A 25,829-nucleotide genomic window follows, 5' to 3' on the forward strand; every position below is an offset into this window, starting at 1 on the left:
CACGATGCCGATCCCCAAACGGAACGGTAGTTCGCAACTCGTTCTCTGTTTCCGCTCCGGCTGATGAAGAGCCTGCGTTCGGTCAGCATCTAAAATTTACTCAGGCCGAATCTCAGAGCGACTGGTTCAGAACATCAAAGCAGGTCACCGGGATCGGTACCTGACGTTGCAGGAATTCAGCCAACTCCCACTCTGTCTCAGACAGCAAACGCTTTAATATAGTTGATTATTCGCTAATGGTCCGAAACACCTGTGTGGACGTCCTGTCGCACGCCGTCGATGAACATTTGGAAAACTGGCACCGGCTCCCCCTCTGTCCTGGTGCACCGGCTCCCCAAGTGCAGACCGACCCGGAAACCAATTATTTGATTCAGGGCATCAAACGCGACGACACAAACCTGCACCCAGCCACATCGTGGTTAAAAAGACCGCAGGAAGGACCACAGAATCATCGTAGGTCATATGGGAAACAATGGCTCCGCCCCAATAGGCGGAAGACATGTATAAACCAATCTTCCACAGCCGTGGATGCAGAAGCAGGACACCACACACCACGGCCGTGACACTGATCAGCGTCCGGTGTTGCTGGAGATTTGCTTTTTCAAGTCCCTCCAGCATGTCATCTGCCCCCACGTTCACAATTTTCAGTACACCGGCCAAAATCAGAACCACGCCCACCAAAACAAGAAGCGCACGACCAGTCTTCAGACTGGCCTGACCATCAAACAACCCGGACATGGCAGACCTTTCTCTACTTACTAAACCGATCTCTGTTGTGCTGTCGCAGGAGTCATCATGTTTCCGGGGTAACGGGCCGAGACCAATGGTCAGCAGACTGACAGACGACATGTCTGGAACACATCAGCGATTTTTCTTACTGATAATTTCCGGAACAGCTAAAAACATAACAGTTGAGCCCCTGACTGCACCATTTATTCTGTCCGTCATTATTTGTCTGACAATTGACAGCACAAACAACAAACCTGGCGATAGAGTCTTGATCCATATACAGGGGCCTTACACATCAACCTCAACCGAGTCTCCGGTGAACGGCAGCATCGTTCACTCCGCATTCTCAATGGAATACCGCCTCCGACATTTGCATCGACACGTTGATCGTCTGCAGACGATACGGATTGGTCACAAATGTGTTCGGCTGATACGGAACGTCGTCACAGCCCCAGTACCATGCGGTTTCATAGTGTCGAACAACGAGAGCTTCCGTTTCACTGCTCCACTCACCGCCGGGATAGGCAATGTGCTTTGGCTGAATCCCCAAACGGCGGGATATTGCCTGTGCTTTATAAGACGAGCGTTGAAACATGCATTTTCTTAGACACACTTTCTCAACCGCCGTCAAGAGTCTGTCCGGACTCGGCGTCCTCGCAACACGCAAAACTCTTTCGGGAACCAAAGATCATGTGTGAAGTGATTTGAATCACGAGGACTCTGTACCCGATCAAAATTCAGCATGCTGCCGGCACATTCGATTACGCATCCGATCAAACAGCCGGCCACGGGAGTCAGTCTGCGGGTATTGAGGTGAACGGCCTCATTCAACACATAACAATCGCCCCAAGTTGTAGTGGGTTTTGCTCACACGTCACACAGTCTCCAGGCGACATCACGGCAGATAACCGCTTGAGTCACGACCTGATCCTGCTGTGCTTATGGCAGGCGACCGAAAAATCTGATTTTATCAATTGGAATTGCAATCCGGACCGTGTGGCCTGAGACACTGCTGAAGGCTGTATAAAAATCCAAATTTGTGACAACGGTGAGCTCTCAGAACATTCATCCGAGCTACGTTCGAGTTGCGTTTGCTCTGGTTTTTGGTCTACTATTATAAATAAATGTCAGAACAGTTTTCGGACAACATTGAGACAGCGCCCATTGTTTTCGCTTCAAAGTAATCCAGTGCGTCTGTGTGACTCGATCAATCGACGTGAGTTAATGCGTGTTGGTGGTCTGAGTACACTTGGGCTCACCATGCACGACATGCTCCAGGTGCGTTCAGCGCAGGCTGGTGTGGCAGCCAGACACAGCAAGTCCTTCGGCCGCGCCAAGCGGTGTATTTTTCTGTATATGTGGGGCGGTCCGCCGCATATCGATACATTCGATCCAAAACCGGAAGCTCCGGTCGGCATTCGCGGTGAGTTTTCCCCGATCGAGACCAATGTTCCCGGTGTTTATGTATCAGATCACTTACCGTGGCTCGCTGAGCATGCCGATAAGTACGCCATTGTGCGGTCGGTGAATCATGCAGATTCCGATCATATTTCAGCCAGTCACGACCTGTTAACCGGAAACACCTATCCCCGAGTATCAAATTTTATTACGGCACGACGCACTGATCACCCTCACATTGGTGCCGTACTTGCAAAACTAAAGCCACAGGCTCGCGATCTGCCGCCTTATGTACAGTTACCATGCCTGTTGAAGAGCAATTCCGGAAAAGTCATCACTGGTCAGTACGGTGGTTTTCTTGGTAAACGATATGACCCGTTTATCATCGATGCCGTCCCGAACAAGGAACCGACAGAAGATCCGGAATTCACTCAATTCGTACCCAGGTCAATGCAGTTCGAAGACGGTCACACGTCGGTGCGTCTTGATGGTGTGCGGAACCTGGTGGAAACACTGGACAGCCGGGCTCGTGAACTCGGCCAAAGTCTGGCAGCACGTGAACTGGACAGTCTGAAGCAGCAGGCATTTTCGCTTCTCTGTTCTGAGCGAGTCCGAAACGCATTTGATCTGTCGGCAGAAGAGCCTCAACTGCGTGATCGTTACGGACAGCATACATTTGGACAGGAAGTGTTGTTTGCGCGTCGTCTGGTTGAGGTCGGTGTACCGCTTGTCACCGTGTACTGGCGTAACGGACCGCCGAGGACCGATATCGGCTGGGACAATCACATCAACAATTTTCCGAACCTGAAAAACTGGCAGCTGCCACCGGTGGACCGCGCGTTTTCGGCATTGCTGGAAGATCTTTCGCAACGCGGCCTGCTTGACGAAACACTCGTTGTCTGGATGGGAGAATTCGGCCGCAGCCCAAGGATTGACTCCAGAGGCGGTCGCAATCACTGGCCGCGAGTCTTCTCGGTTGTAATGGCCGGGGGTGGAATTCGTGGCGGCCAGGTCTACGGTGCGAGTGATGAGATCGGAGCCTATCCAAAAGACTATCCGGTCTCACCGCATGACATCGGTGCAACGATCTTTCATTTACTGGGAATTGACACGAATCAGATGCTGCGAGATGCCTCCGGTCGGCCGCATTATGTGTGTCACGGAGACGCGATATCCGGGTTAATTTAGAGCTCACATCGGTCCCCATGGTTCTGCCTAGTTGAGCAGGACGACATCAGTCTGTTTCGGACTGGTTTGTATGCGTGTTTACTTTTGACGACTACGGCGATGAGCGAAATTCAAGCGACAGCCGAACTTAGAGGGCACACCAACTGGGTGTACGATGCCGCGTTTTCTCCGGACGGCAAAACACTGGCAACAGGTGGCTGGGACCACACGGTAAGACTGTGGGATACGGCGGAACGTCAGCAGCTTGCCGTGCTTCGCGGACACCAAACGGAAGTGTACGGCGTTGCCTTCTCGCCGGATGGATCCAGGCTCGCTTCCTGCAGTGCCAACAACAACAGCGTGGTTCGACTGTGGCACGTTCCGGACAGAAAGCCACTGAAGGTCTTTTCCGGTCACTCCAATGTCGTTCATGATGTTACGTTCTCACCGGATGGAACCCGGATTGCTTCGTGCAGTTATGACAAAACCGTTCGAGTGTGGGATGTTGCCGCCGGTACACAGAAGTATCTTCTGCCCGGTCAGTCGCAGGTGGTGTACTCAGTTGCCTACTCCACTGATGGCACACAACTTGGCGCAGCGACCGCTGACACGGCGGTTCGGACGTGGAATCCGGACGGACAGCTTCAGGTCGAGTGCAAACCGATAATGAAGTGGGCCCACAAGCTCGCGTTTTCTCCCGATCTTTCCCTTGCAGCTGCGGGTTACGGTTTTCGCCAACCGGATCAGCGCCGCCCTTACGGGGTGATCAAAGTGTGGAAAATCGCAAATGGCGAGGAGGTCCATACGTTTCAAGGGCATCGGAACTGGGTCTACTCAGTCGCCTTCTCACCGGACGGAACAAAACTGGTGTCCGGTGGCTGGGACGGAACACTGAAACTCTGGGATCTGGACAACGGAAAAGAGCTGGCAACAATGGTCGGTCATCAGGACATCGTGCAGGCACTGGCGTTTGCCCCCGATGGCCAAACGCTGGCATCAGCCGGACATGACCAGCGAATTCTTCTGTGGAATCTTAGCCGGCTGGTTTGATTGAGTGCGCTGAGTTTTCGCCTGAATCAGCGGGACTGAGCACGGCTGACAGCCTGCCGATTTCTACTGGATGTCACCCCACCCCTGCAGAGTGTCCGTCACTCCGCCGTCCGTTGCTAACCAGTCTGCACATCGGAATCCGGATGGCAATCGGACTGAATCTGCCACAAATAACAACGGAAGTGTCCAGCCTGAAATCAAAACGGCCGTGCAGGACCACAACTCCGCAGAGCAGGTTCAAACAGCATGTATGGGGGCGACCGCCGCCTGACGGCGTAACGGACACACCCATTTAGCCTCCTGGCCGGGATATGCCACTCCATAACAAACAGGCCTGCGGAAGTTGCCTGCAGCACAGTCCCTCCAGACACCAGGGTCTGACCTGCAGTTCAATCTGAAACAAAGACCCCGGCCTGATGGACATGCAAACTCTGAGGGCATCGGGTTGATGACATCATCACCCGGTGACCCAGGTCTGATTTACTACGTGATGTGTGCCCCTCGGGTTTCCACATAAACAGCGTACAGCGATGAGCTCCCGGTCATGAACAGACGATTGCGTTTGGTTCCTCCAAAGCAAACGTTGGAACAGATCTCAGGAAGAAGGATTTGGCCAATTCGCTGGCCTCCCTCCGGTTCAAATACATGTACGCCATCGTAGCCGTCACCAACCCAGCCGGCACTTGCCCAGACATTGCCGTCTTCGTCCGCCCGAATCCCATCGGCGAAGCCACCCTTCATTTCACCGTTCATATCCAGCATCATTGAGGCGAACTCACGACCATTCGACAGCTTTGTGTCGTTCTCAACGATGTCCCACACTTTGATGTTGTGCGGAGCGTCCTTGTAGTGAGAAGCACCGGTTTCGGCCACGTACAGTTTTTTATAATCGGGTGAGAAGCACAGTCCGTTGGGTTTGAAGATATCATCAGCAACCTGGAACACCCTGCCGGTGCTGGAATCAATTCGATAGATCGCTTCCTTTTGATAGGGCTGTGGTGATCCCGTGCTGGCGCGTCGCCCTTCGTAATTCATCAGGCCGCCGTATCCGGGATCCGTGAACCAGATGTCACCGTTTGGATGCACGGCACCGTCATTCGGTCCGTTGAACGACTTGCCGTTATACTTGTTCGCCAGCACGGTCCGTGAACCGTCGTATTCGTAGCGTGCGACACTGCGAGTCAGATGCTCAAACGAAACCTGTCGACCCCGAAAGTCAAACGTGTTGCCGTTGCTGTTGTTGGATGGATGACGCATGATTGATACGTGGCCATCGTCTTCAATCCAGCGGTACTGAACATTATTTGGAATGTCACTCCACACCAGATAGCGGCCGGAACCATTCCAGGCCGGGCCTTCCGCCCACAGCATTTTCTTGCTGTGAAACAGACGCAGGATTGGTGAATTTCCAAGTTTGTACCGGGCGAACCGGTCATCCAGTACGACTACATCGGGTTCCGGATATCGTACCGGCACCGCATTCGGACCGTATTCCCTGCCCAGCGCAACCGATGCCGCAGTAGCTACCGTCGCTGTGAGAAATGAACGGCGCCCCAGTTGAGTATTCGAAAGGCCGTCGACTGGCTGATCGTCCGATGCGAAATTAGTCATGCTGTTCCTCTCAGAGTGAAGCTGGTTGAATTGGGGACTCAAATATCCGGTTTGACATGCCCCACAAAGTAGGCGAGTGAAATCCGGAATGCAATCGTTGGTTTGTCAGTAGAGCCGTAGAATTCGATGCGGATAATAGCCGGCGCATCGATCAAACGGTGAACAACCCTATCAGCACGCGGGTAGCAAACAACCTGTCGAATGATGTTGGCAGAAAGAACGTGTCTGCTCTGGACGGTATGGTCCGCCAGAATCATTATGTTGTCGCTGTCGCATTCGGTCAAATCAGTAGAAACACGACGGTATCCGGCGGACACCATTCACATGTTTCTGAAGTACCGGACCCGGCACGTTCCTTCAAAAACACGAACAATACGAAGCGATTAAGATCAACAACCGGGATCACCGGGGCGGAGAATTTTTTTTTCGTTCGAGGTCAACCCGGCCGCCGGCTCCGGATGGATCTGTTCGCCAGTCACGACTGCCGATGAATGCGACGGAAACAGACGATCACGAACCTGCAGGATCGGATTTTCGATCAGCCGATTGAGCAGCCAGCCAAACACACACGCACCAATCACGGCATTGAACAGATACAAGCAGAAGCTTTCAAAACCAAAAAGTTTCGAAAGCAACGGGTACCCCCAGGTCGCGACCGGCATATGCCACAAATAGATTGAGTAGCTTGCGGCGCCAAGTTCGGCAACAACACGAACCGCGACCGAATCGGATGTCTTCAGGCGGACGGCTGCGATCAGTAAGAATCCACCCGCCAGATAAAAAAGAATGACACCGGCAATGGAAATCATTTTGTTGGTTTCAAGCTGAAATACAAAGGCCGGTGAGAGCAACGCCAGCCCGATGAGGATCAGCACACAGGACGGAATACGAACGGTGCGATTCTCTAAATCGTGGAAATGCCAGAGATACGACAGCAAAACACCAAACATAAGGGAATCGATACGAATGTGGGTGCCATACAGGTATGTGCTGTGCGAGTACTGCGGAAAAAAAATGAGATTGACCAGACGAAGTGCAAAACAGGAGGCTGCGACCACCGCAAACATTGCGGGTACGTAACGAAAGGGTTTCCTCGGATTGACCGCCAGCAGATAAGTCACCAGGACCGCTAACCCGATGTAGAAGTGTTCCTCCACCGCTAACGACCACGTGTGGTTCCACATACCCCCCAGGTAGTTCTGCAAAAAAAACAGCTCACCAAGAATCTGGCTGGTTTGCGGCTGTTGATCTAAGCATTGCGTCATCACCAGTGTGAACGTCAGGAACAACCAGAATGCCGGGTAGATTTTGAATCCTCTGCGTATCAGGAACCGCCTGATGTTCACCGAACCCTGGCGTCGGTACTCTCCGAACAACAGCGAAGAAACAAGAAACCCGCTCAGCACAAAGAAAATGTCGACACCGGTCCAGCCGCCTCGAACGAGTCCTTTAAGTACCAGGGAACTGGATTCGGACAACCGGAGATGTCGGCCAATCACCAGCAGAACTGCGAACATTCTTAGAAGGTCAAGTCCGGTATTTCGCATTCACTTATTCCGGCGGTCCGCAGACGCGTTCAGCCCCGCCGTCGCCGGTCACTTTGGAAAACAGCAGGTGAACAGATTGATGTTCTGACAGAATGTTGATTGACACGGTTGTGTTTTGCCAGGCAATTGAATTGTTTTCGAATTGATTTGCTGTTGTTGTGCTCGACCGGGTTATGAAAGGGCTTCCACGGAATTGCCGAAGCGGATCAGTGCCTTTCCGGTCGCCAAACTACGGACTTAACACACAGTGGCCTCAGCGGTGCTCCACTGGTCTGACTTCTTTCCCAATGGCTGCACTCAACGGTATTGTCTACGATGCCGGAAATTAAAGTCGCATCGATTCCGGCAGGAATAATCCAGCTCAACCAACACCAGGTTATCTGTCAGAAAGAGACCAGGTTATGGCAGGCCCTCGTGTCTCAACCATCGTCGATGGAATACTGCTCCTGTTACCATCTCTGGTAATATGGTTTGTGTTTGCCGATCTGAACGGCTGGCCTCAAAACGATGACCCTTACTATGCCAGGCCGGTTCAGTGGCTGATTGAGGACGGTCAATTTCAGATGGCTCTGCAGAACGGAGTGTTGGCAGCCAGCATCGTTTCTCATGTCGCAGCAGGCGCCTGCAGTTCTCTGGTTTTTGGTTTCTCGTACCGCAGTTTATTTCTGGCCTGCATTATCCAGCAGTGGATCGGATCCATGTCGGTCTACGGGACTGGACGTCTTTCCGGAATTGGTCGATGGGGATCTTTGCTCGCCGGATTTGGTTTTGCCCTGCAACCGCTCGTGTTCGGCAATAGTTTCACGTTTATGACGGACACCCCTGCAGCGTCCTGGGTGGCGCTCGCATGCCTGGCATCGACACTGGCTTTCACGAAACAAAAAATGTCGATGTTGCTGCTTTGTTCGCTGGCAGTGGCGTGGGGCTTTTGGATTCGACAGACAAACCTGCTGGTTCTGGGAGCGCCTCTGGCAACTCTGGTATTGCTGAAGTTGCAACGATGGCAATCGTTTCCGCTGATCACTGTCTCGCTGCTGCTGCTGATTCCTGCGGGCCTGTCATTTGGACTTCTGGAGAGCGGCTGGATCGTCCAAACAACGAGTGACCGTATGCCTGCCGTGATACCTGACCTGGAAGGAATCAGCCGTCTCAAACAATTGACCGTTTCGGTTTATGCAATGTGTTTGAATATCGGTCTGTTCGGGCTGCCGATCAGTGTGATGTTACTCGACGGTGCACTTCGCTGTCGTGCCAGGCTTCCTGCCGGTCAGCGGCGAATTTGTGATATGGCGGCCGTAGTCTTCATGTGCCTGGTGGCCGTTCCGTTTGTGATTTCCGGAGGAGGTGCCTGCCTGACAAATTCGACCGGATTTTATATTCAGAACGGACATGCCGGACCTGTTTTCCTCGCGGACATGGACGAACCGGGACGATGGGGACAACTCGGCGGCGTGGAATGGCCATTACTGGTCTGGCAGATTCTTACGGTCGTGATGATCGCCATCGACGGCTTAATGATCTGGTGGGTCATGTGGCTGGTCACGACCTGGACGGGTTGCGGTGGTCTGCAAAAGGAGAGACCTGAATCTGACCAATCTGAAAGCGACTTGAGTAACGGTGGAGCAGTTGCAGATAGGGCGAAACTCCCGTTATCCAACGACAGCAGGATGGAACTGATTTCAGTGGCAGTGGGGCTGTTTGCCATGTCTGCAGTCTCTTTGGTGATCCTGCTTGCTCTGATCGATCCTATTCTGGATCGATATCTGCTGGTGATTCTGGCTCCCCTGCTTATGGGGATGGTCATTACACTCAAACTCAGCGACTGGCGACCCACGGCAATTTCGGTTTCGGGATCCGTCGCACTTTTACTGGTACTGTATGCGTTTAATGTTGTCTACGTTCATGATTTGCTGACCTGGAACAATCTGAGATGGCAACAGGTACAAACCTGGTTAGATTCCGGTCTGCAGCCGTCTGAATTCGATGGTGGTCGCGATGTCAATGCATGGCTGCGACTGGCAGAAGATCCGCATTCCCATAATCGGCCTGGCGATACATCGAACTGGTGGAACGGTTCAGCACAGCGGTGTATTACCGTCGGACCGAGACCTGGGTGGAACGATACCGACAGATTAACCTGGCATTCCTGGGCGACCGGTCGTGAACATTATCTGTCTGTTCTGACAAAACAACAGGAATAGACCACGCGTATGTGGCTGGTCAAAGATGCGGTTTACTCGTCAACAGATGGCGGGTTGACATTTTCTTCGACTTCTTCCGCCAACCGTCGTGCGACGAGCAGGATGGAACTTCCAAAAGGAACTGGCAGTCGTCCGAGCAGTCGCTGTTCGATGACACTGAACAGGTGACAGACCCAGTTGACTGGTCTGGAAGGGACTCGAGGCGGCTGAGCATCACCGGAACGGAGCGATTCCTTCAACCGTATCAACAGCTTGACTGGAAACGTCCAGTGGAAGAAATACCGGCTCGATTCAACGACGAATCCGTGGTCACTTACAAGCTGCTTAAGGCGTCCGATCCGGTAACGCGTCTGATGATGGTTGATTTCGTCGTGTCTCGTCCAGAGGCAATTGAAAGCAGGAACAGTCACGATCAGTTTTCCACCGCCCCGCAGCAGTTTGCGGGCCTGCTGCAGTGACACACTCGGCTGATTCATGTGCTCCAGCACATCCAGCATCAGAATCCAGTCCAGTGGTTTTTCGGTGGAAAACGCAGAGTCCAGCAATCCAATATGAATCCGTTCGGAATGAGGTCCCTGAGGATCGACCAAATCCCGGTCCGGCTCAATCCCGCTCACTCTGCCAAAGCGCGCCAGCTGATCAAAAAAGAGACCATCCCCGCATCCGACATCAAGAATCTGTCGCTCAGAATCCAAAGGCTGATCGTGGCTGATTTGATCCAGCGTTCGCAGAATCAGTGATTCGCGACATCGCCACCACCAGTGTCGCTGGTGGAGCTCCCGGTATTGTTCTGCGTATTGTCGATCCATGATGATGTTGCTTTGCAGATCTGTTTGACAACGTACGACGGCCGACCTTTAACTTCTTCATAGATGCGACCGATGTATTCTCCGACAACTCCCAGGAAAATCAGCTGAATCCCGGCGAAGAAGGCGATGGAAACAATCAGAGCAGTGAAGCCCGGCGGGGGCTGGGCAGCGGCGGAAAACGCCAGTCTGGCATACACCGAGTAGGTCACAAAACACATAGAAAACAGGATCGACAGCATCCCCAGCATGGTCGCCAGTCTCAGTGGCACCAGAGAAAACGAGAAAATTCCGTCAAAGGCCAGATTAAACAGTCGTCGGACAGAATACTTCGACTTTCCTGTGCTTCGCTGTTCGCGTTCGACCGGGACTCCGACCTGGGAAAATCCAAACCAGGCACGCAATCCCCGCAGATACCGGCTTCTCTCCGGTGCCTGGTTAATTAAGTCAACCACCCTGCGAGACATCAAAGAAAAATCACCGCTGTCACGAGGCAGCGCAGGAAACGAAATTCTCTGAATGAGCCAGTAAAAAATGCTGTAGCAGGCTCGAAACATGAGGCCTTCCTTGCGCCGGATGCGTATCGCATACACAACCTCGTAACCCTCTGCATATTTTTCAAGCAATTCAGGGATTCGCTCCGGTGGATCCTGCAGGTCACCGTCCATCATCACCACGACATCTCCACTCACATGTCTGAGCGCCGCACAGTAGGCTGCCTGCTGACCAAAGTTGCGGGAAAGAGAAATCGCAGTGATACGAGAGTCTTCCATTGCAGCCTCGGCGATTCTGCTGAAAGTCGCATCAGTGCTGCCGTCGTCCACAAACAAAATCTCATGAGGTCCGCCAGATAACGTGTCCAGCACACTGCGCGTTCGCTGAAGAAGCTCGGCAATCACCAATTCCTCATTGTACAGCGGAATCGCAATCGAAATTCTTGGCGTTTCAGGCATCTTTTCGGCGTCCCTTGAAGTAGACCAGATTCCAAAGTGTCACGCCGAAACAGCCAACCGGAAACGCTTCCAGTGTGTGAGTTTCAAAATGGGACGAAAATATTTCGGTCCACCGTTCAAGTGGACGAGGATAATCGCCACGGTCGTTTTGCGCCAGCCAGCGACTGATTGAGGCACGTTTTGGCAGCACCAGGTCAATAATATGGATGTAGCCGTCGTCACTTAACAGAGAACTCATGTTTGCGAGGATGCTCGCAGTATTGTCATCATCAATATGGTGCAAAAAACTGTTCAGCAGGATGCAGTCATAGGTTGCGCCGGTTGGGGACTTGTAGCGGCGCACGTCAGCCACTTCGAATCGACCTTTGTAGCGATCACGCGCCATTTCGATATAGCGATCGTTGAGATCTAACCCCAGGTAATCGGTGTGAGAGAAAAGCGAGCTGTTTGTTCCCGGTCCACAGCCAACGTCGAGTACACGTCGCATTTGGTCTAAAGCATTGTATTTCTTCAGTAGTCGCAACTTCTTATCGGAAAAAGGTGACTGCCAAAGCCGATAGACCGCCGGGTGGTCGAGAATGTTTGTGATCTGGAACATTCGAGTGAATTTGTCCAATGATGGTTTGTGATGGGAAAGTCGAAAGAAACTGTCCCGCATGACTTTGGTTGTTGAATCTCTACCGATCGTCCCGGCCCGGACTGCTCCGGAGACATCGTTCGGGGTAAGTCAAAGCACCTGAGGTCACGGTCCCCGCTGCATTCCGCCGTAATTCCGTGTGAACAGATCCGGAAGAACGATGCAAAGCAAGCCACGTTAACCTCAACAGACACATCAAACCACGATGCACATTTTGCCAGCCCCAGTCAAGCCGGTGATACCCGTCCGGCTGTCACCTCACCGGCAATGTCCCGTGTGATTCGTATTCCGGTCCTGAATCGCACGTTCGGTGAAATCCAGTCGCTGAAAGACCGATGCGGCAAACCATCACCGATACCGATACTTCTCATGTTCTCACAAATGTTTGATGAGAACCTGTATCCGTTCGGGCCGCTGATTGACTTCGTATTGGAAAAGCCCGTCGGTTGTCACGCACATTGAACAACAGGGGGCCACTTTTACGAGTCGTTCTGTTGTCTTCGATCAACGGTGTTCCGGCAGTGTTGAGAATCGTGTCCTGAATCGCCCGCTCGGCGTCCATCAGTTGGAATCATTTTTTCGCTGACGCGTTCTGTCATAATAGTAGAAAAATCGCGGCATGGAGCGACTCATCATTCCCATACTCTTGAAGTTTCGGCCCTCACCATGTCGTTCCAGGTCGGCACAGGACCGAGCGTACACTTTCAGTGTGTCGTCAATGATCTGACTGTAACGTTCGTCGCTGCGACCCAGATGTCGCGCGTAAACCATTCCCGGAAGTATCATGGGGATGGTGCGTCCGTCATTGTAGGAATCCCAGAAACGATCCCACTGTTTGTAGCGGATATTCCTGACCTCCGGGTTCCACATCTCATCGGAAAGCCAGTAGCTGTTTCTGATGAGTGCCCGTCGGACATCCGGGTCATCTGTCTTTTCGTGGTAGCGCATCAACGCTTCCGTCAGCACACCGACCATGAATGGCGCCCCGCCTGTCGGAAAATCACTGTGTGCCAGTGATCGCGGCCAGTGTCCCCGCTGCTCATCCTGTGACACAACCAAACCCGCGACAAGTGCCTGAATTGATTCGGTGTACTGCGGATCACCGGTAATATCTTCCAGGAACATCAGCGACATCAGTGTCCAGCCGAGATGTCGCTCAGTGGTAGGAATCACATGAGGTTTTGCAGACAGCTGCGGACTAATCTCCCGGACAAACTCAAGCAGCGGCACCCCCATCTCGCGTGCCACTTCCAGGCTGCGTCGATCACCGGTCAGCAGATACTCCAGCAACATACCTTCGACCCACTGGTGATCTGTCCCGTAGATGCTGCCCTCAACATGATAATCCGTATGACGAATCGATTTGCCCGACATGTCACCGAAGTGCAAAGTATCAACATCCCGAAAATGCTTTGCAAACGCCACTCCTTCCTCAAAGAACCGCACATCTCCCGTGCGAAGAAAATGGAAAAGCATCGCATAAGAAATCCCGAACTCGTTGTTGCGGCGGAATGCGCTGTCCGCGGAACCTCGCCCGTCACCATAGTCCCAAAACCCGAATTCATTGATCCGGAATTTTCGTTTCTGCAGATGACTCATGTGCGCGGTTACGTACCCGTGATAAGTTCCCTGCGGCAATGGGTAATCACCCAAAATATATCTGCCGAGAACTCCGGAATCACGATAATACTCAGGCCCGGCAAAACCGTGCAGATCGGTCTGTCCCAGTTCAGCAGCCGACCAGTCGGCAGATGCTGAGCCGGCGACCCGGATGGTAAACTCACCACAGGCCGCGCGACCAACCCGATACAGCGGCGGACCGTCCTCTGCTTCAGGTGGATAAAACCACAGTTGAGCGGCATCCGCCTTCACTGTCAGCTCAGACGGATATCGCTGCCAGAAATCGTGGATCGCCAGTCCCAGACATTTCGAGTCACCGCTCAGTCGCAGACCACCATGGTACCGTGCCTGGACCGTTCGACCGTCCGGTCCGCTACCGTCAAAGACAGCCGTTTCGGGGCCGGTCTGCCGAACCCGCACACACCGTTCCGCCTGTGCGGCGTTGCCGGCTGAGTTCGACAGTGCCGGTTCCATTTCACCCAGCTGGACATCACGAAAGCCTGTGGCCAGACCAAGCTGAACTCCAAATCCATGAAACCCACCGACCTGATGGTTGATGGTAGTATAGCTGGTTGCAACCTGTCCGTTAGAGAACACAGAAACCCGCGAAACAAAACTGGACGATCTGTCCTCATCTGCGGTAATTGTTCCCCGACTAAGAACCACCGTACGTACGGGGCCCTGCTCTTCGATTTGAACATCCTCCAGCCGAACTGCAGCCGGGTCCACAGGTTCTCCCAGCAACAGCAACTGCGATCCACTGTCAACAAATTCGAGGTCTTGCTCCCTTTTCCGAAGCAAAACAGATTCAGGCAGGCCGAGCCGGTTTGTCGTGACGGAAAAACCGGGATAATCGACCCGGAACCCGTCATCCAGCCGCTGAATTTCCGGAAGCTCCGTCTGCGTAGGTGAGTCGGACCTGACCAGTTGAAATTCAAAACTGCCTCCTGCGGTCAATTCCGGAACAACAACGGTCATCAGGCCCCACTTCACTGATCCGTCGTCCCATCGGGTCAGTACATCGAACTGACATTCGACAGCGTCTCCGGAACTGCTCTGCGCCACAACAGCCGCTACGTGCCCGAGGCTCCCTCTGGGAAACGGCAACCCCGAACAGACAGCCACGTTCGATCGATTCAAGTCATGAGTTTCACGAATGGTCAGCGTTGCCAGTGACTCCTCATGTTCAGCAGCCGTCAAATCAGTCAGAGGACCAGGTATCAGCCCGGCCGCCACACAGATACCCACTGCAATCGCGACCACGGGCTGACGAATTCGGCATTTCACGGCGACCTCATTGATGAATCCAAAGCACGTCGTCACCCTGGTCTCTCACACATTGCAGGTGGATTGTCCATACGCCAGATCGCGGAGTACCTGACGCAAGACGGCCCGAACGACTCACAGGCAGAACCGACAGACACACAGCGCGTTACCGGCGATAACGACGGAGATGATGTTTCTGATAGTGATCCAGCATGGCATCGCCGAAGTCATTGTCGAAGTCACGATAAACACAATGAACGTGATTAGCATCATCCTGTGTATTGTCATACTCAATCAGGAACGTCGGGCCCTGAATGAGATAGTGGTGTGGCTGTCCGGGTTCCAGACTCCCGCCCCAGACGAAGTGGATATTTTCCACTCCGGCCCGGTCAATACGGGCCAGATCCTGATCCACCAGAGACCTGCGGATACGACCAATGTGTTCTCGCACGAGTTTCATGAGTATTTGACGCTGCGACTTCGTCATGTCCGACGCAGCAACACCGTGCGGATCTGCTCGGCGAATTCTGCGCAGATTGCCTGTTGTCAGTCCCCCCACTGTCTCGGTCAGAAAGTCGGGAATGTCTGCAAAACCGTTTGTGCGCTGTTTCGCATCGAACGATTTCGCCAAAGCACGCCCCAGTTCCGTTTCGTTTTTCAGTACCTGAAGCCCCTGACGCGGGCCATCCGGGACAATTGCAGGAATCACACCAAAGAACGAGGGGGTGACTGAGATCCAGCGTCCCTCAACAACCGTAACGTTCAGCGACAGATGAAATCCTTCCACACGGAATCCCCACGTTCCATGTGCGGATGGAGAACCAAAAATCGTGAAATAATACTGATTCGAATCCCGGTACTGATTGGGCATGTCGTCGTTATCACGCAGATAGTCTCCCAGACTCATAATGGTGAACGCCTTTTGGCTGCCGACATGACTGAGTGTGGCATTCATCAATGCATAGGCGAGTTGCCGCTGGCCGTCTTTGAGGTCCTTCAACGATAAACCGCGACGAGAAATCGGAAAGAAATGGAAGTTTCCGCGTTCGGCATCCTGAAACAGGTACTTCGCTTTCATGCCCGGATCAAGTGCATCCATAAACCGTTGCGCAGCCACTGCGAGTTCCCGAGCCGTCTCCGGAGAGTCAATCGCACCCGACGGCGGTTCGGTCGATTCCTCTGCATGAGCTATCAAAAGCAGTCCGGCAGCACCAATGATCAGGATCTGCGGGAAAAAATCAGTTAACTTCAACTTCATGGTGACCTCTTTTAAAGCCTGTTGTATTGACTGGAAACAACACCGCCCGCAAACAACTCGGTCAATGATCAACGTCCCGGAGACAACCCCGAAAGGATCACGACAATTGTCCGACGGCTAAATTGAGTTGGATTGAATGCCCCTGAACTCGGTCCGGGATCATTGTGTTTGCGATGCCCCGGTGCACTCATAGTAAACAAGACGCCTGCAGAGAAGAAAGCAACTCAGGTCTCTCAGATCGCCAAATGGATTCCGTTACCCTTTCGAGGGTTTTGAGCGGTGCACATCGGACCATCAGCAACCGATCCGATCTCCTCCGGCCGACGTCGGATAAACCACTACGTCACTGAACCAGGTCACTGAATGCTCGCGGTTCAAATCCTGCTGACTGTGGTACGTCTTTTGTGATCACCGACCACGTGGCCCCGGATTCCCGAAAGGCCGTAAAGTCGAGCGACTGATAGCTCACCGCACAATGCGGGGTTGCAACCGGCTGACCGCCCTGATTCCAGGACTGCATAACGGCATCCACCGCACCGGTGGTCAACAGTGTGCGTTCCGCCGGATACGATTCGTTGCCCGTGGTGAATGTGTACTGGATCGCCTGCGACAGTGCCTTGAACAGACAGCGGTTGCCCCACGGCCCGTTGAACAATGCGGTTGCCCGGGGTTTTGTTTCACCGCGCAGCCGGCACGGCAGCAGTAGCAGCTGTCATCAGAAATTCCCGACGGCGAGATTTTCCCGTCATAGCAGCATCCCCTGACTGGTGACGATTTCACGACAGACGACCATGGCGTTCCCAAGATGTCATTTTCCGAATGTCGCAGCAAAAACGTTTCCGTGTCATCACGGAAACCGGGGTTGTCTCTCATATCGTCGGACAACTGACGCAATCCTGTGGTGTGGCTCAGTTGAACCGCTCCTGCAGAGGCGCACAGGAATCGGGACAGATCTTAGCAGTGCCCGGCATGAGCGTGCACTCTGCGATTTGGATTCTGGTACAGTGGATGCCGATGAATGAGGAACAATGGAGACCGTCTGCGGGATTCCGGTTGACCGGATCCGTGGCTCAGGCTCGCACAGCGGCGCGCGTGCAGACTGATGATTTCCAGTTCGCGTCTAAGCACGATTTCCGGTGAAATACGAATACGACTCCAACTATCCAACCGTTGACTCTTTGCGGGTTCAAGCCCAAAGGCGGGTGCCTCGATTTGCCTTTGAATACCTGGACGGCGGTTGCAATGAAGACGTTAACGTGCACAGAAACACGACCGATCTTCGTGAAGTACAGCTGGAACCGTACTATTTACGTGATCATTCCGGAATCGACCTGAAAACCGAACTTTTCGGCCACGTCTATGATGCACCGTTTGGGATTGCCCCCATGGGGCTGCAGGGACTCATCTGGCCGCAGGCTGCCGAGATTCTGGCTAAAGCAGCAGCAATGCACAATGTCCCGTTCATACTGAGTACGGCGGGGACCAGCAGTATCGAGACGGTTGCCGAAATCACAAACGGTCACGCCTGGTTTCAGCTCTATCATCCAACAGAAAACAGTCTGCGAGACAAAATTATTGTCAGATGCGACAAAGCAGGTTGTCCGGTACTGGTTGTGGTGTGCGACGTCCCCACAGTCGGGTTTCGACCTCGAGATATTCGAAACGGACTGGCCATGCCGCCCAAAATGACTGTGCGCAATATGCTGCAGATTGCGACGAAACCCGGCTGGGCCGTGCGAACCCTGCTTCACGGACGTCCCAATTTCGAAGTCCTGAAACCATACATGCCGGAAAACCTGAACCTGGCAAACCTTGGACGTTTTATGAAACATTCGTTCGTTGGCAGAGTCAACGCAGACAAAATTGGACCAATCCGGGATCTGTGGAAGGGCAAGCTTGTCCTGAAAGGCGTCGCCAGCGAAGAGGACACCGAGTCAGCAATCAATCTTGGAGTGGACGGAATTATTGTTTCGAACCATGGTGGCCGGCAGCTTGATCCGGCTGAATCGTCCATCAATTCCCTCAAAAGACTCGCCAAACAGTATGGTGACCGGGTGGTTGTCATGATGGACAGCGGCATCAGGTCGGGACCGGACATCGCCAGAACGCTGGCATGCGGAGCTCGGTTTACGTTCCTCGGACGGCCGTTTATGTACGGTGTCGGTGCCCTGGGAAATTCAGGCGGGGATCACACCATTACCATCCTCAAGGCGCAACTGGAGCAGTTGATGGAACAGATCTGCTGCCCTAGCACAGAAAATTTCCCCGATCATTTAATTCCCAGCCGCCCTGCTGACTGATGTCAGGCTGCGGCCGGAATTTCAGATCGGGGCATCGTCAGTCGTCCGGACAGAATGGCGATGATTGTCGCCGTAATTGCAGCTAGCCCCGAGCCCGGACGAGTTCCTGCTCTGTATATGCCTGGCTGGCCGCATTGAGCTCTGCCAGCAGCTCGTCAGGGATCTCAAGATGAGTCCCGCCAATGTTGTCCACGACATGTTCGGGACTTTCTGCTCCCCCCAAAACGGTGGTCACCGCCGGATGCGAAAGACTCCATGCAATCAACAGCCTCGGTCGTGTCGTCCCAAGCTGGCCGGCAATCTTATCAAGGACTCCAATCAAAAATCCGTACCGGGCATTCTCACTGCGACCAGGAGAGAGCCGTCCACAGTCCTGGGGACTGAACGCAAGGATTCCAAGGTCCGCACGTTCAATGACCTGCAGCAGATCACTGTTCATACGTGATCCGGCGGCGATATGGAAATAATCTTCCGTTCCGGCGATGCCATGACTCGTTTCATCGGAGGGCAGTTGCACGTATTTTTCGACGTTTTCCGGAGTAAAATTCGACACTCCCCAGTAACGGATCTTTCCCGATTTCACCAGCCGCTCCATGGTATCGGAGATTGATTCCGGTGATGTGTGTTCGTCATCGCCATGCAGCAGAAACAGATCAATGTAATCGGTTCCCAGTCGGCTGAGACTTCCCTCACACTTGCTGGTCAGCATTTCAGGGGTGAAATGCACCTTCTCACCCACACTGAATTTATTGGTATCAGGATCCTTGATCAGTTGATAGTGGGGAGTGGCCTTCGTGCAGATCACAACCTCGTCGCGACGTCCTTCAATCACACGACCCAACACTGTTTCCGAACCTCCCCAGCCGTATGCCTCCGCCGAGTCAAAGAAATTAATGCCGACATCCAGACACTTGTAAAGCACGTTTCGAGCTGCCGTGTTGTCATCGCGAGGCAGTTGGCGAAAGGCGGTTCCCTGGCAGTACCGTGTCACGTGCAGATCCGTCTTTCCGAATCGCACACGCTCTAGGGAGGAAGCAGCCGAAGCAGCCGAAGCAGCCGAAGCATGTCCCGCCAGCACACCAGCGGCAAGAGACGACACTGCGGTGTTGAATGCACGGCGACTGAGACTGCGGTCTGCAGCCTCCAAGCCCGACCGACTGGAACTGAAATTCGTTGGTGGTGTCATAACTCTCACCTGCAGTCAGCGTCCGCGTTAAAGCACCGTTCTTTAAATGAATACATACAGTTTGAAATACTTCATCACCAGGTCAGTGATTGTATCTCAGACTCGACACATGTCTATGAGCTGCCTGAAATGCAGTTACGAAACACGTGACCGGATAAACATCCACATTCTCAAAACAGTTGTTGTGGAATTTCTGTTTCTATTTATGCCTGTGTTTCGTGTGGCAACGGTTACCGCGTCATCTGACTGTCAGGTCACTTCGAATACAACCGATCGCCCTGTCGGCAACTGCCGTGAAGCAGTCGGACCCTGTTCCGCATATGGGTAGTCGTCTCGCGCATCGTGATGAATATTGGGGCCCACAATGTTCTCGCGCTACCGGTATGAGAATAGACGTGAGGTACACGTCAGTGGTAGACTATTCTTCCACATCAGTCAGCATGAATTGCAACCTCGAATCAGTTTCAGGCCGTTGACATCATAAACAGAAACAACGGTTCCACGGAGCTGTGGAACACGTTCGACGGAAAACTTCATCTGCACGCTACGGAATAACACCAAAGACAATGACAGCAGGTCAGCCAGGTATTTTTCACCTTCAGGCCGGTGTCCTCTCAATGACTGAAGACGATTCCACAGCGGCGCTGACATAAATGCCTCAGCTGAGCAACAGGAGAACCGACATTCGATCGAAACAGTCGTATCGTCATCAGCACCTCGGCACCTGTGGGATAAACGAAGTTAGGGAATCACAAATGCAACATCATTTTTCCCGCCGAACGTTCCTGCGTGGTGCCGGAGTTTCCATGGCACTGCCGTGGATGGAATCCGTAACGGTATGGGGTGATGCGACATCACCAAAACCGGAACCCGCCAGTCAGGCTCCTGTACGTGTGGCTGTCTTGTTTTCCGGCAGCGGGTTCCACGCCGGCCACTGGTGGGCAAAGGGAAACGGCAGTGAAATGGAACTGGGGCCGGTGCTCACACCACTGAATGACTTCCGCAAAAAACTGCTGTTGATCGACGGTCTGTACAACGAGGAAGCTCTGAAAGGAAACATCCACAGTTCACAAACGGGAAATCTACTGTCCGGCGCCCCGCTGGCTGACGGCGGAGAGATCCGCAGTGGAACCAGCTTCGACCAGATGATTGCACAGCACTACGGACGTTCCACAAAAGTACCGAGCCTGGTACTGGGCTGCGAGCGGTCGAATCCAGGGATTCATAAGAACTACTCCATGCTTTATAGTTCTCACATCTCATGGAGTTCTCCGACTGCTCCGACTCCGCTGGAGCTCTATCCGGCTCTTGCGTTCGATCGCCTGTTTAAGGATCAGGGCGAACTCGGCGAACAGAGTGTGCTGGACGCCGTACTGGGGGAAGCAACTCGATTCCGGACCAAAGTCAACCGGCGAGATCAACAAAAACTAGACGAATATCTTAACTCTGTGCGCGAAGTTGAACGACGCATTGAACAGGCCGGACAACTGGGTGAGCTGCAGGGCTGGCGACCGACCCTCGACAGACCCAACATCCCACGTCCACCGAACGGAATTCCACAGAATTTCGCTGAGCACACTCGGTTGATGTGCGACATTCTGGTGCTGGCTTTTCAAACCGACACCACACGCATCGCAACACTGAAAGTCAACAACGACCACAGCTACCTGCAGTTCCCTCACCTGGGCGTGGAAGTCGGACACCACGAGCTTTCACATTCGGATCGCGGTGTCCAGTCACCGGACTGGCTGAAGGTGAATCAGTTCTGCCTGAGTCAACTCGGCTACATCGCCCGCCGACTGGACGCAATCCAGGAAGGCGATCGAACGGCACTCGACAACTCCATGTTAATGATGTGTTCCAGCATGATGTCCGGAATTCACGACGCCACAAAACTGCCGGTTGTGATTCTTGGTCGCGGCGGCGGAAACCTGGAATCGGGACGTGTGCTCAACTACGGTGAAAAATCCAACCGAAAAATGTGCAGTCTGTTCCTGTCCATGATGGACAAATGTGGTGTCCATCTGCCGGAATTCGGAGACTCACGCGAACGTCTGGTCGAGGTGTGAGCTGCCCGAATAGAACGAAACCACGATCAGAAGCATCATGCGACTCGACGAAACATTCTGCTTCTGCCACCTGCAGCTTTCCGCAGGCGAGTGGTGCACTGCAGGTTTTAAATTTGCCGCAAAGCCTCGCCACGGAGCGATTCTAACGACGGCCGATCCTGCAGTTATTTGCTATTGATCCCACAATGGAAGCACACGATTCGCCGGGTCGACCATTTCGCATCAGCGCTGGTCGACCGGTGATGGAACTGCTCACGCAGGACCGCAGATCTCTTGTCAGCCGGACTGGTTTCAGAATCTGCCTCCGATTTTCGCTTCGTTACGCATACTGATCCCCTGGCGGGAGAAGCTCACATCAATGTCTGCAGGACATTCAGTGGTCACCAGCCTTTCCAGCTTCCATCGGCATTCCTGTATTCACGGTAGTTCATCCGTTTGTCGTACGGTAACTTCGCGATGTCCTGCTCCTTGACCTCCATGCCCAGTCCAGGTCGATCGGGAAGATTCACAAATCCGTCATTGAGTCGAAAATCGTGGTCAACGAATTCGTCAAACCGTCGGAACCATCTTCCGGACACTTCCTGGATCAGGAAGTTACGGAGTACCGCATCAGCCTGCAGCAAAGCACCAAAATGGATGGGGCCGCTGGCGTTGTGGGGAGCCATCAGCATCCCGGCTTCGTCCGCCAGACGTGAGATGTGCAGGAAATTATCAATACCGAAACTGTGGCTGACATCCGGCTGCAGAAAAGCACAGGCACGCGCGTCAATGACTTCTTTGAAATCGCGATAGGAAAACAGCTTTTCGCCAGTGGCAATCGGTACCGGACTTTTCTCGGAAATCTCTTTCAGAACTTCCACCGATCCGACTTTGCAGGGTTCTTCGATAAACAACGGGCGATAGGGCGCCACCAAACGTGCAAAGGCCAGACTCAGTTCCGGCGCGGGACTGCCATGCGTGTCGAGCAGCAGTTCAATGTCCGGCCCCACCTCTTCACGGACCGCTTTGACAACCGCCACGCAGTGTTCCAGTTCGCGACGATCCATCGCCCAGGTCCGTCCTTCCAGCGGATTTCCCTTCAGACCGCGGGCCCCGGCCGCGACCGCTTCACGAGCCTGTTCGCAGGCCTGCTCAATCGAATCGAAACTCAATCCGCCGTTGTCATAGACCAGAATACGATCACGCTGGCGTCCCCCCAGCAGCTGATGGACAGGCACATCCAGAGCCTTACCGGCGATGTCATACAATGCCATGTTCACCGCCGCGACAGCACTCCCCAGGATCGGACCGCCCTTCCACGGAAGTCGGTTGGTGATGTCATCGCAGATGGCCGTGACATTCACCGGATCGCGTCCGATGAGCAATTCGTCCCACTGGTGCAGTGCCGTGCGAACGATCGGTGAAATCCATTCCCCGCTGCCTTCCCCCCAGCCCGACAGCCCGGCATTGGTTTCAATTTTCAGAAACAGCCACGTCTTGAAGCCGCTGGAAATTGGCAGTCTGGTCTTCGGGTCCAGCCGCACCGGGCCGGTGGAGACATTGAACAGATAAGTCTTCAGCTGCGTGATCTTCAGGCCGGACCGTTTCGCAGGTGCCGCATCAGCCGTGCGACGATTTGAAGTTGCCAGAGCCACCGCCGCACCGGCCGAAGTTGTCACAAAGCGCCGCCGGTCGATGACCGCTGGAATATTGCTCATGTTTTGCCTCACTGGTGTGTCAAAAATACCGGACAGGAATTGTCATGTTCGCATCAGTGACGGATGGACGGCTTCCACCGAAGAACAGCCTGATGCAATCATGGCGTTCGTCAACTCGTCACGCAGGATGTCCAGAACACGTTTGACGCCTTCCTCACCTCCCGCTGCCAGAGCCCAGGCCTGCGGGCGTCCGATCATGACCGCTTTGGCCCCCAGGGCGACAGCTTTCATGACGTCACCGCCGCGGCGAATCCCACCATCCATCAAAATTTCAAGTTCCCCGTCAACGGCCTCAGCGACATCACTTAGCACATCAATCGATGCGGGCATGCCGTCCAGTCGCCGGCCGCCGTGATTGGACACCACAATACCATTCAAACCCAAATCAACAGCCTCTCGCGCTGCATCAGCCGACAGAACCCCTTTAAGAAGAATCGGCAACCCCGTCTGACCGCGCAACCAGCGGAAGAAATCCCTGTTCAGCGATATGTCCCAAGCTGCAGCATTGAATTTATTGAGATCCTGATGGCTGATCTGATCTGTCAGATGTGTGTATCCGATGTCCCGCAGATGTTTCAGCAGCATGTCCTTCTGCACAGTAAAACGATTTCTTAAATCGGCATCCTTGCGTTCACCCAAATCCACCGTCACCACAATCGCACTAAACCCGGCAGCTTCCACCCGCGCCACAAGTCGCTGAGCAACATCACGGCAGCGCGGAATGTACACCTGTAACCATTTCGGCCCGTCTGACGCCTGAGCAATCTCTTCCACAGAGCTCAAAGCGCTGGAACTGGCGGCGCAGATCGTGTTGGCCCGTGCAGCGGCTCGCGCCGATGCCAGAACTCCCTGAGGATGCAGCATTCTCAAAGCGGCCACCGGTGCCAACATAACCGGCATTGAGATTTTCTGTCCCAGTACTGTGGTCGACAGATCTGTCGTATTCACTCCGTGCAGTAGTGGGGGCAGAACACGAATTCGACGAAAGGCTTCCACATTGTCGCGGAGAGTGACTTCGTCTTCTGAGCCTGTGGTCACATATTCAAAGCTGGCACGTGGAAGTCGCGCCGCTGCCTGTCCTACAAAGTCACTGACAGTCACGGCAAGCTCGGGTGGCACTGCAGAATGTGTTGAATCAGTTAGTTCTGACGGATCATTCGTGTCTATCGTTTCAGTGCTTCTCCCAGCGAACAGTCCGGCACACAGTTTGAACAACTTCGAAAAAAAACGACGATTCATCCTGCCAGGTCTCCACCAGGTCATCAGACAAAACGTGACCGACACGGCTGAAACAACAGCCGGCACGGATCATCTCAATTCGCTCTGTCACTGATTATCGTTGAGCGAGTCCATCGTTTCACGGAGTTGCTGGACCTGAGTCTGGAGTTGTTTGAGTTGTCTCATCACATCCTGCAGAGAACCGCGGGCATGTTCTTCCCGTGCATGCTCACGCATTTCATTAAGTTCCTGCCTGAAGTTTTGTGCGTGCTCTTCCACCTGTTCAGCCAATTCAGGCAGATCCGCCTCTCGCAGATGCATGATGGCACGCTGCATATGTTCGAGACGGCGGTGACTATCTGAATGTGGTCGACTGTGTTCCGATTCGTGGCGGGAACGCCTGGCACGGTTTCGATGCCTGCGACGCTGTTCCGGTCTTTCCTGTTCCTCACGATCCCGGTCCTGACGGTCGCCTTCGAGTTGTTCGAGCAATCGACGTGCAAACCGCAACCCCTGACCTTCCTGTGTTCGCGGTCCTGCATGGCGCTGTCGCTTTCTGTATTGCCGTCGTTCGGTTTGATCAGAATCCTGATTCACATTTCGTTGACGTCGGAGTGATCGGCGCCGGTTCTGTCCCTGCGTTTCAATACGTTCAGCTTCATCCACAAACGCCTCAGTCTCCTCACCCGATTCGGCAATCAGACCATCTCCATCGACCTCAGCCGACTCCTGCGGTACGACGTCTGATTTTCCAGGGGATTCACCAGTTTCATCTGCCCAGAGCAATGTCGTTATCGAGGAAAATCCAAGTACGATCGCTGCCGGTTTCATGTAAGACATGTGCTCACCCTTCGCTGCTTTTGGAACGTGCAATTCACTGAGTGCGATGCTCTCACCTTATGGTCGCAATATTGAACTCACTTGCAACTGCAAATCTGAGTGTTCCGCGCCCATCGATCCGATAGAGTTTCTTTCACAATCAGCGGAGATACCTCGATCACACTGTCGGCACTGCCCCGCTCTGCGGCGAACGCGGTACCCGCCGGCCTGATACTCCTGAAGATCACGTCGCAGAGCCGATGGATGGTCCATGTCGGCAACCACCGGGTGCAAACG

At 53.6% G+C, this 25,829-nt stretch carries 20 protein-coding genes; 5 read left to right on the forward strand and 15 right to left on the reverse strand.

Annotation, left to right across the window (positions count from 1 at the left end; translation table 11 throughout):
- Positions 1-378 precede the first annotated feature (378 nt).
- Together MK110_06565 and MK110_06570 are read right to left on the reverse strand one after the other, a co-directional pair.
- Positions 379-738, reverse strand: a complete 360-nt coding sequence (locus MK110_06565) for a hypothetical protein (GenBank protein MCH2210946.1) — start codon at positions 736-738, stop codon at positions 379-381.
- Between the two features lie 337 nt (positions 739-1,075).
- Positions 1,076-1,324: a hypothetical protein gene (locus tag MK110_06570; GenBank protein ID MCH2210947.1), complete on the reverse strand. Its 249-nt coding sequence runs from the start codon at positions 1,322-1,324 to the stop codon at positions 1,076-1,078.
- 593 nt (positions 1,325-1,917) lie between these two features.
- Here MK110_06570 and MK110_06575 point away from each other — a divergent pair.
- Positions 1,918-3,315: a DUF1501 domain-containing protein gene (locus tag MK110_06575; protein MCH2210948.1), complete on the forward strand. Its 1,398-nt coding sequence runs from the start codon at positions 1,918-1,920 to the stop codon at positions 3,313-3,315.
- A 99-nt stretch (positions 3,316-3,414) separates the two neighbouring features.
- A complete protein-coding gene (locus MK110_06580; protein MCH2210949.1) occupies positions 3,415-4,344 on the forward strand; it encodes a WD40 repeat domain-containing protein in 930 nt (309 codons plus the stop codon).
- Positions 4,345-4,827: 483 nt separating this feature from the next.
- On the opposite strand, the gene MK110_06585 is transcribed toward MK110_06580, so the two are convergent.
- The 3 genes from MK110_06585 to MK110_06595 all read right to left on the reverse strand — a co-directional run bounded on the left by MK110_06585 (position 4,828) and on the right by MK110_06595 (position 7,502).
- Positions 4,828-5,955 carry an SMP-30/gluconolactonase/LRE family protein gene (locus tag MK110_06585; GenBank protein ID MCH2210950.1) on the reverse strand — a complete coding sequence of 376 codons (1,128 nt, stop codon included), beginning with the start codon at positions 5,953-5,955 and terminating at the stop codon, positions 4,828-4,830.
- Positions 5,956-5,993: 38 nt separating this feature from the next.
- The gene (locus tag MK110_06590) at positions 5,994-6,275 is read right to left on the reverse strand and encodes a hypothetical protein (protein MCH2210951.1); all 282 of its coding nucleotides are present in this window, start codon (positions 6,273-6,275) and stop codon (positions 5,994-5,996) included.
- 69 nt (positions 6,276-6,344) lie between these two features.
- Complete coding sequence (locus MK110_06595; GenBank protein ID MCH2210952.1) at positions 6,345-7,502, reverse strand: acyltransferase; 1,158 nt, start codon at positions 7,500-7,502, stop codon at positions 6,345-6,347.
- Positions 7,503-7,903: 401 nt separating this feature from the next.
- On the opposite strand from MK110_06595, the gene MK110_06600 reads away from it, so the two are divergent.
- A complete protein-coding gene (locus MK110_06600; GenBank protein MCH2210953.1) occupies positions 7,904-9,703 on the forward strand; it encodes a glycosyltransferase family 39 protein in 1,800 nt (599 codons plus the stop codon).
- A 32-nt stretch (positions 9,704-9,735) separates the two neighbouring features.
- Here the strand turns inward: MK110_06600 and MK110_06605 are convergent, their stop codons facing one another.
- The 6 genes from MK110_06605 to MK110_06630 form a co-directional block, all read right to left on the reverse strand.
- The gene (locus MK110_06605) at positions 9,736-10,512 is read right to left on the reverse strand and encodes a class I SAM-dependent methyltransferase (protein MCH2210954.1); all 777 of its coding nucleotides are present in this window, start codon (positions 10,510-10,512) and stop codon (positions 9,736-9,738) included.
- Positions 10,437-11,462, reverse strand: a complete 1,026-nt coding sequence (locus MK110_06610) for a glycosyltransferase family 2 protein (protein ID MCH2210955.1) — start codon at positions 11,460-11,462, stop codon at positions 10,437-10,439. Before MK110_06610 ends, MK110_06605 begins: the two co-directional genes overlap by 76 nt.
- Positions 11,455-12,060, reverse strand: a complete 606-nt coding sequence (locus MK110_06615; GenBank protein MCH2210956.1) for a class I SAM-dependent methyltransferase — start codon at positions 12,058-12,060, stop codon at positions 11,455-11,457. The genes MK110_06610 and MK110_06615 overlap by 8 nt, the downstream gene beginning before the upstream one ends.
- Positions 12,061-12,660: 600 nt before the next feature.
- Positions 12,661-15,006 carry a hypothetical protein gene (locus tag MK110_06620; GenBank protein MCH2210957.1) on the reverse strand — a complete coding sequence of 782 codons (2,346 nt, stop codon included), beginning with the start codon at positions 15,004-15,006 and terminating at the stop codon, positions 12,661-12,663.
- Positions 15,007-15,151: 145 nt separating this feature from the next.
- Positions 15,152-16,243 (reverse strand): DUF3500 domain-containing protein, encoded by a 1,092-nt coding sequence (locus tag MK110_06625; GenBank protein ID MCH2210958.1) that lies wholly within the window; start codon positions 16,241-16,243, stop codon positions 15,152-15,154.
- Between the two features lie 343 nt (positions 16,244-16,586).
- Positions 16,587-16,898, reverse strand: a complete 312-nt coding sequence (locus tag MK110_06630) for a hypothetical protein (GenBank protein MCH2210959.1) — start codon at positions 16,896-16,898, stop codon at positions 16,587-16,589.
- 481 nt (positions 16,899-17,379) lie between these two features.
- Here MK110_06630 and MK110_06635 point away from each other — a divergent pair, with 481 nt between their 5' ends.
- Entirely contained in the window at positions 17,380-18,543 is a 1,164-nt protein-coding gene (locus MK110_06635) for an alpha-hydroxy-acid oxidizing protein (GenBank protein ID MCH2210960.1), read from the forward strand.
- A gap of 82 nt (positions 18,544-18,625) precedes the next feature.
- Here MK110_06635 and MK110_06640 read toward each other — a convergent pair whose 3' ends face one another.
- Positions 18,626-19,729: an aldo/keto reductase gene (locus tag MK110_06640; GenBank protein ID MCH2210961.1), complete on the reverse strand. Its 1,104-nt coding sequence runs from the start codon at positions 19,727-19,729 to the stop codon at positions 18,626-18,628.
- 755 nt (positions 19,730-20,484) lie between these two features.
- Here MK110_06640 and MK110_06645 point away from each other — a divergent pair.
- Positions 20,485-21,798 (forward strand): DUF1552 domain-containing protein, encoded by a 1,314-nt coding sequence (locus tag MK110_06645; protein ID MCH2210962.1) that lies wholly within the window; start codon positions 20,485-20,487, stop codon positions 21,796-21,798.
- Positions 21,799-22,178: 380 nt separating this feature from the next.
- Here MK110_06645 and MK110_06650 read toward each other — a convergent pair whose 3' ends face one another.
- The 3 genes from MK110_06650 to MK110_06660 form a co-directional block, all read right to left on the reverse strand.
- Positions 22,179-23,495, reverse strand: a complete 1,317-nt coding sequence (locus tag MK110_06650; protein MCH2210963.1) for a mandelate racemase/muconate lactonizing enzyme family protein — start codon at positions 23,493-23,495, stop codon at positions 22,179-22,181.
- Between the two features lie 42 nt (positions 23,496-23,537).
- A complete protein-coding gene (locus MK110_06655; GenBank protein ID MCH2210964.1) occupies positions 23,538-24,614 on the reverse strand; it encodes an alpha-hydroxy-acid oxidizing protein in 1,077 nt (358 codons plus the stop codon).
- 207 nt (positions 24,615-24,821) lie between these two features.
- Entirely contained in the window at positions 24,822-25,553 is a 732-nt protein-coding gene (locus tag MK110_06660; GenBank protein ID MCH2210965.1) for a hypothetical protein, read from the reverse strand.
- Between the last annotated feature and the right edge of the window lie 276 nt (positions 25,554-25,829).

Origin of the sequence: Fuerstiella sp. (assembly GCA_022447225.1) — a bacterium.
In the GTDB taxonomy this organism is placed as follows: domain Bacteria; phylum Planctomycetota; class Planctomycetia; order Planctomycetales; family Planctomycetaceae; genus S139-18.